Annotated in this window: 6 protein-coding genes and 1 pseudogene; 3 read left to right on the top strand and 4 right to left on the bottom strand. The window is 57.9% G+C overall.

Features of this window, described 5'->3' with window-relative positions:
* The coding region (gene ettA / locus PKC81_RS14175) for an energy-dependent translational throttle protein EttA (RefSeq protein ID WP_324337198.1) at positions 1–1,345 on the top strand (1,345 nt) is incomplete at its 5' end.
* A gap of 120 nt (positions 1,346–1,465) precedes the next feature.
* On the opposite strand, the gene putP is transcribed toward ettA, so the two are convergent.
* Entirely contained in the window at positions 1,466–2,887 is a 1,422-nt protein-coding gene (gene putP / locus PKC81_RS14170) for a sodium/proline symporter PutP (RefSeq protein WP_324337196.1), read from the bottom strand.
* Between the two features lie 74 nt (positions 2,888–2,961).
* Here putP and PKC81_RS14165 point away from each other — a divergent pair, with 74 nt between their 5' ends.
* Positions 2,962–3,918, top strand: a complete 957-nt coding sequence (locus PKC81_RS14165; protein WP_324337194.1) for a hypothetical protein — start codon at positions 2,962–2,964, stop codon at positions 3,916–3,918.
* Here PKC81_RS14165 and PKC81_RS14160 read toward each other — a convergent pair.
* Genes PKC81_RS14160 through PKC81_RS14150 form a run of 3 tightly spaced genes read right to left on the bottom strand, consistent with a single transcriptional unit; the run spans position 3,877 to position 5,890 of the window.
* Positions 3,877–4,497 carry a pyridoxamine 5'-phosphate oxidase family protein gene (locus tag PKC81_RS14160; protein WP_324337192.1) on the bottom strand — a complete coding sequence of 207 codons (621 nt, stop codon included), beginning with the start codon at positions 4,495–4,497 and terminating at the stop codon, positions 3,877–3,879. The two genes, PKC81_RS14165 and PKC81_RS14160, sit on opposite strands and share 42 nt — an antisense overlap.
* Before the next feature lie 10 nt (positions 4,498–4,507).
* Positions 4,508–5,245: a hypothetical protein gene (locus PKC81_RS14155; RefSeq protein ID WP_324337190.1), complete on the bottom strand. Its 738-nt coding sequence runs from the start codon at positions 5,243–5,245 to the stop codon at positions 4,508–4,510.
* Between the two features lie 9 nt (positions 5,246–5,254).
* Positions 5,255–5,890 (bottom strand): carbonic anhydrase, encoded by a 636-nt coding sequence (locus PKC81_RS14150; protein WP_324337188.1) that lies wholly within the window; start codon positions 5,888–5,890, stop codon positions 5,255–5,257.
* A gap of 63 nt (positions 5,891–5,953) precedes the next feature.
* On the opposite strand from PKC81_RS14150, the pseudogene PKC81_RS14145 reads away from it, so the two are divergent.
* Positions 5,954–6,173: pseudogene (locus tag PKC81_RS14145) on the top strand (lipoyl synthase); the annotation flags it as partial.

Raw genomic sequence — 6,173 nt, 5'->3', positions numbered from 1 at the left:
CATGGCCGATCCGCCGGAAGACGTCGATTTCGACGCGCTGATGGAGGAAATGGGCACGCTGCAGGAAAAGATCGACGCCGTCGATGCCTGGACGCTCGACAACCAACTCGAAATCGCGATGGATGCGCTACGCTGCCCGCCCGGTGACTGGTCGGTGGAGAACCTGTCGGGCGGTGAAAAGCGCCGCGTTGCGCTCACCCGCCTGCTGCTCGAAAAGCCCGATATTCTGCTGCTCGACGAACCGACCAACCACCTAGATGCGGAGTCGGTGGCTTGGCTCGAAAAACATCTGGTCGACTATAAGGGCAACGTGATCCTCGTCACCCACGATCGCTACTTCCTCGACAATGTCGTGAACTGGATCCTCGAACTCGATCGTGGCCGTTATTTCCCCTATGAGGGCAATTATTCGACCTACCTTGAAAAGAAGGCCAAGCGCCTCGAGCAGGAAGCGCGCGAAGATGCCGGTCGCCAAAAAGCGATCAAGGACGAGCTGGAGTGGATCCGGCAATCACCCAAGGCCCGCCAGACCAAATCGAAGGCGCGTATCAAGAGCTTCGAGCAGTTGGTCGAGGCAGCCGAAAACCGCACAATCGGTAAGGCCCAGATCGTCATCCAGAACCCCGAACGCCTTGGCAGCAAGGTCATCGAGGTCAACAATGTCACCAAAGCCTATGGCGACAAGTTGCTGTTCGAAAACCTGTCCTTCACTATCCCGCCCGGAGGCATTGTCGGCGTGATCGGCCCGAATGGTGCAGGTAAATCGACACTGTTCCGACTCATCACCGGTCAGGAAGAGCCCGATAGCGGCAATATCGTTATCGGTGAGACGGTGCATTTGGGCTATGTCGACCAGAGCCGCGATGCGCTCGATCCCAACAAAAATGTCTGGGAAGAAATTTCGGGCGGTGCTGACTTTATGAAGGTCGGCAAACATGAAACCCCGACCCGCGCCTATGTCGGCGCGTTCAACTTCAAGGGCACTGACCAGCAGAAAAAGGTCGGCCAGCTTTCAGGCGGTGAACGCAACCGCGTGCATATGGCGAAGATGTTGAAGGAGGGTGGCAACGTCCTCCTGCTCGACGAACCGACCAACGATCTCGACACTGAAACGCTCGCGGCGCTTGAAGAAGCTCTGGAAAGCTTCGCCGGTTGCGCCGTGGTCATCTCGCACGACCGTTTCTTCCTCGACCGTCTGGCGACGCACATCCTTGCGTTCGAAGGGGACAGCCATGTCGAATGGTTCGAAGGAAACTTCGAATCTTACGAAGAAGACAAGATCCGTCGTCTGGGCGAAGAAGCCACCCGTCCGCACCGGACCAGCTACAAGAAGATGACGCGATAGTTCGTATACCGTAACCCTGAGCCTGTCGAAGGGCGTCTAGAGGTTTGCTCCTCTTCTGAGACGCGCGTTGTTGCTACGCAACGCCTTCGGCACCGACAGGCTCAGGGCTAAGGTTTCTTATTACTTGGACTTGGTCACCAAGCTCACCAATATGATCGTTGCAAAACTGGCCAGAAAGCCGGGTACGATTTCATACATCGCGCTGCTCCTCCCCAGCGCTATCCAGCCGATCACCACCAGCGCGCCGGTCACCATACCGGCGAATGCGCCAGCCAGCGTCATGCGCTGCCATGTGAGCGCGAGGATGATGACGGGGCCGAAAGCTGCGCCAAAGCCTGCCCATGCGTTGCTGACGAGGCTCAGCACGCTGCTGTCCGGATCTTGGGCGAGCACCATCGCGATCGCCGCAACAGCAACAACCGACAGGCGCCCGACGGTGACAACTTCCTTTTCGCTGGCGTCGCGGCGGATGAACAGGCGGTAGACGTCTTCGGTCAGCGACGATCCGGTTACCAGCAACTGCGCCGAAATCGTGCTCATGATCGCGGCGAGGATGGCGGCGAGCAGGAAGCCAACTGCGAACGGCGCAAATAATTCGCCTGCTAACAGAACGAAGATGGTTTCGGGGTCGGCAACAGTCAGTCCTTTGCTTTCCGCGTAAACCCGCCCGATCAGCCCCACTAGCAAAGCCCCGCCAAGTGTGATTGCCATCCACACCATACAGATATTGCGCGCAATCGGCATTTCCTTGACCGAGCGGATTGCCATGAAGCGCACGATGATATGCGGCTGCCCGAAATAGCCAAGGCCCCAGGCAGCGGTCGAGATGATGCCCAAAGCGGTGGTGCCCGCGAACAGGCTGGTCATTTTGGGATCAATGCTGTTGAGCGCTGACATTACCGACACGCCTTCGGGCAAGCCCTGCCACGCCATATAAGGCACCACAACCAGCGCGATGGCCATGATCGTACCCTGCACAAAGTCGGTAAGGCTGACCGCGAGGAAACCCCCGAGCACGACATAAGCGACCACGACTGATGCAGTGATCCAGAGGCCTGTCTGGTAATCGGCGCTGAATGCGCTTTGGAAGAGCTTGCCGCCCGCGACGAGGCCCGAGGCCGAATAGAGCGCGAAAAAGACGATGATCACAATGCTGGCGGTGAGGCGGAGAAGGTGCTTCTCATCATTGAAACGATTGCCGAGAAATTCAGGGATGGTGAGCGCATTGCCATAGCGTTCGGTCTGCTCGCGAAGGCGCGGGGCGACAATGATCCAGTTGAGCAATGCACCGACAAACAGGCCGATGGCGATCCATGCCTCTGCCAGACCCGAAGCATAAAGCGCGCCGGGAAGTCCGAGCATCAGCCAGCCGGACATATCCGAAGCGCCAGCGGCTAGCGCGGTGACGGCAGGGCCCAATTGGCGTCCGCTCAACAAATATTCGCTGCTGTTGGCAGTCGATTTGCGCCAGGCATAAACACCAATGCCTAGCATCAGCGCGAAATAGACCGAAAGGCTGGCGATCACGCCCGGTTGCATCATGACTTTCCCCCTCCTGTTCGATAGCGCCGCGCTTCGGGGCTGTTATCTCATCGGCAATGCTATAAGCAGTCGGCATGCGTATTGCACCCTATCTCTTTGCATTGGCACTCAGTTGTTTTTCGCCAACCGCACAGGCGATGGAGTGGCGGTCAGTGGACAAGGCGATGCTGGCCGTGCTGCAAGACGATGATATCAACCGGTACAGAGACGAACCCGCATTTCTGGAGGGTATCAGCGTCAGCGAAATCCGCTTTTCGGAAAACGGTTTCGACTGGCACCTGATCCGTTTCGCCAGCGATGCTAATATCGAGGGGCCCTTGTGGGTCGTACCCCATGATGACGAAAATGCCGCATTCGAGGCGATGATCGCGGCGCTCCACAAATATGGAGGCGTCGGCATTACCGTGAATACGGGGCCTGCCAGCACGCGGCGACAGGCTGGCTATGGTCTGTGCGGCGTACGTTCGGCGATGGTTTCGGCCTGTGATCCCAATCGCAACTTCGATGAGCGCACACCCGTTTTTACACAAGCTATCCTTGGCGCTTGGAAACCGGGGCGCCCCCTGATCGCGTTGCACACCAATAGCCATGGCTTTGGCGGCGATGGTGCAGGTGGGCGAGGGGATATTACAATGCTGGACGCGATGGCTTATTCGCGCGGCGAAATCGTTGCGCGTGCCGATGGCTATTTCGGCAACCGCACTATCGCCATGTTGGACAATCCGGATGTTTACGCGATCCTGCCCTATGTCGCGACCAAGGCCATCAGCGATGGCGAAACCCTGTGTCGCAATGCGATGAACCTGGCAGGTATCAATGTGTGGCATGAGCGGGTAGGGAAGAGTGACGGGTCGCTATCCAACTATGTGGCGTTGCAACGCCCGGACATTGCCTATGTGAATTTTGAGGCGAAGCGTGAGGATGACCTTTCGACCGCCGCCAAAGCACAGGGGCTGATGATCGATGCCTATCTGGAAAAATGCGCAAGTCTATGGGGCCAGCCAAAACCCGTGCCAGTTAGCAACCGCTGAGTCCCATTGCCAGCGTGCGCGGCGATGGCCGCTATTGGCCAAGTAGAGCCATTCCAGACTGTCGAACGTGAATAACAGGATTGCGAAATTGTCGCGGGCCGGGGCAATTTCTGCATCGTCAGGCTGCCGCCCCTCTACCCATTCAGGCAAGCCGGAGGTAGGCTGTTCAACGACCATGCCGGGTGCATGTTCGGCCAGATAACAGCGGCGCGCAAAATTGGTCGATTGACGCCATGCCGCGTCGGCCGCTGCGCCTTCCCAATGCACGATAGCGCTTCCGGACAATCGCAACTGGATTTTGGGTTCGGGGTCGTAGATTAAGACCGATGCAGCGCTTTTGTTCGCCAGATCGTCTATTTTGGTCGAACGGGAATCGGTGTGGAATCGCAATCTGCGTTCTGCCCAATCGACATGCCGCAAGATCATCACGCGCTGGCTAGGGATGCCATCTGCACCGATTGTCGCAACGACGGGATGATGCGCAGCGGCGTGCCTGCTTTCGGCGCCGGCTTCGATTAAGCGCCTTGCCTCCGCAAAGCTGAGATTCAGATTGTTGTAAAACGCTGCTTCACCCGTCATCGGCAAATGCTCACATCAATGAGCCGTCGAAAATCAGCCCTACTTGCATGCCAGACCGGTCAAGTGCCGAAAGGGCGGTGAGATCGATGTAACATTCAAAGCCGCATTCATTGCCTGCGGTATCAAGCAAGGCAGTCACCAGATAGCGGTCGGTGGCCTGACGGCAACCTTGCTGGGCTGCGGATGCTGCCAGTTTCTTGCTGAACAGGCTCTCCTTTGCCTGCTCCATGCCTTTCAAGCTTGAAACCACGGCCTTTGCCTTGTCCGGGGTGCTGCAGCGATAGAAAACGGAGCCGGATTGTTCACCACGTGCATCGAGCCAGCCATCACTGCTGCGCACCGACAACCATTGGGCCAATTCGGTACGGGGAAAGCTGTTATTGCCGTCTTCGCTGACGATCCCCACCAAGACTTTGCCCGCCTCGTCACGGCCTTCATAACGCAGCATCCGCTCGCTGCCGCCTGCCAGTTCGACTGTCGCGCGCGATTTTGCAGCGAGGATGGTGACCACGCCCTTCCGTTCCGCATCTTGCGAACATCCCGTGGCGCGTAGCCCTGCAAAGAAATGCTCAATATCGATGGTGTGATTATCGGGTGCGGGTTTGACGCGATAATATTGATCGAGCATCGTTTGCGCCGCAACCTGGGTAGGGCAGATCACTGTCGAATGCTCGTTCGGGATGTCGATATGTTCGGGCAGCGGCTCGGGCGTCGTGGCGAGCAAAAGAAATGCGAGCAGCGCTTTCATTGAATGTCCTTAAACTGCAGAAAATTCGCCCGATGTTTCGTCGAGAACCCGCAACAAACCGTCCGAAATCGCGAACACCGCCCCGTGCAAAGTCAGTTCGCCCGACTTTTCCTTTTGCCGGACGCAGGGGAAGGTCCGCAAATTGGCGAGGCTGACCTTGACGGCTTCCATCTCCATCGCGCGCTCTGCAGCATCTCCTTTGGTGCCGTGCGTGTGTGCAACCTTTGCCTGTGCATCGTCGAGCAGGCTGATCCAGTTTGCGATGAAACCGCCTTCGCCGGGCTCCATTCCGTCCATCGCGCGACTAAGCGCAGCCTGGCATCCGCCGCAATAGCCATGGCCCATCACGAGGATCTCTTCGACCTTCAGAAACTGCACGGCGAATTCTAGCGCCGCCGAAACACCGTGGCGACCGGGTGTGGTCTCAAAGGGCGGGACAAGAGCGGCCACATTGCGCACGACGAAAATCTCACCGGGGCGCGTGTCGAAAATTTGCGTGGGATCAACACGGCTATCGGAACAGGCGATGACCATCACCTTGGGGCTCTGGCCTTCGCCAAGTTTTTCCCACTGTTCGCGTTCGGAAACCCATTCATTGGCGCGGAAACGGGCATAGCCTTCGAGCATGTCTGAAAAGTGTGTCATGGCGCTTCCATAGCAAGCAAAATGGGGGTGGCAAGATACGGGCTTCCGTCCTAAGGGCGGCGCATGAACAATCCCACCCCTGTTCGCACCGCGCCGCGTGAGCGCAAGCCTGACTGGATCCGGGTCAAAGCCCCTACCAGCGCCGGTTTTAACGAGACGCGCAAGCTGATGCGTGACCTGAAACTCAACACCGTGTGCGAGGAAGCGGCTTGCCCGAATATCGGTGAGTGCTGGACCAAGAAGCACGCCACGGTGATGATCCTCGGCGACGTCTGCACCCGCG

The sequence above is a fragment of the Sphingorhabdus sp. genome (assembly GCF_035329025.1).
Lineage (GTDB): Bacteria > Pseudomonadota > Alphaproteobacteria > Sphingomonadales > Sphingomonadaceae > Sphingorhabdus_B.
The sequence above is the reverse complement of the archived record's forward strand: the minus strand, read 5'-3'. Positions and strand labels throughout refer to the sequence as shown.

Bases quoted from the DNA above. Each gene is read 5' to 3' on its own strand.
- putP (WP_324337196.1), bottom strand. From the start codon at position 2,887: ATGATGCAACCGGGCGTGATCGCCAGCCTTTCGGTCTATTTCGCGCTG.
- PKC81_RS14165 (WP_324337194.1), top strand. From the start codon at position 2,962: ATGCGTATTGCACCCTATCTCTTTGCATTGGCACTCAGTTGTTTTTCG.
- PKC81_RS14160 (WP_324337192.1), bottom strand. From the start codon at position 4,497: ATGACGGGTGAAGCAGCGTTTTACAACAATCTGAATCTCAGCTTTGCG.
- PKC81_RS14155 (WP_324337190.1), bottom strand. From the start codon at position 5,245: ATGAAAGCGCTGCTCGCATTTCTTTTGCTCGCCACGACGCCCGAGCCG.
- PKC81_RS14150 (WP_324337188.1), bottom strand. From the start codon at position 5,890: ATGACACACTTTTCAGACATGCTCGAAGGCTATGCCCGTTTCCGCGCC.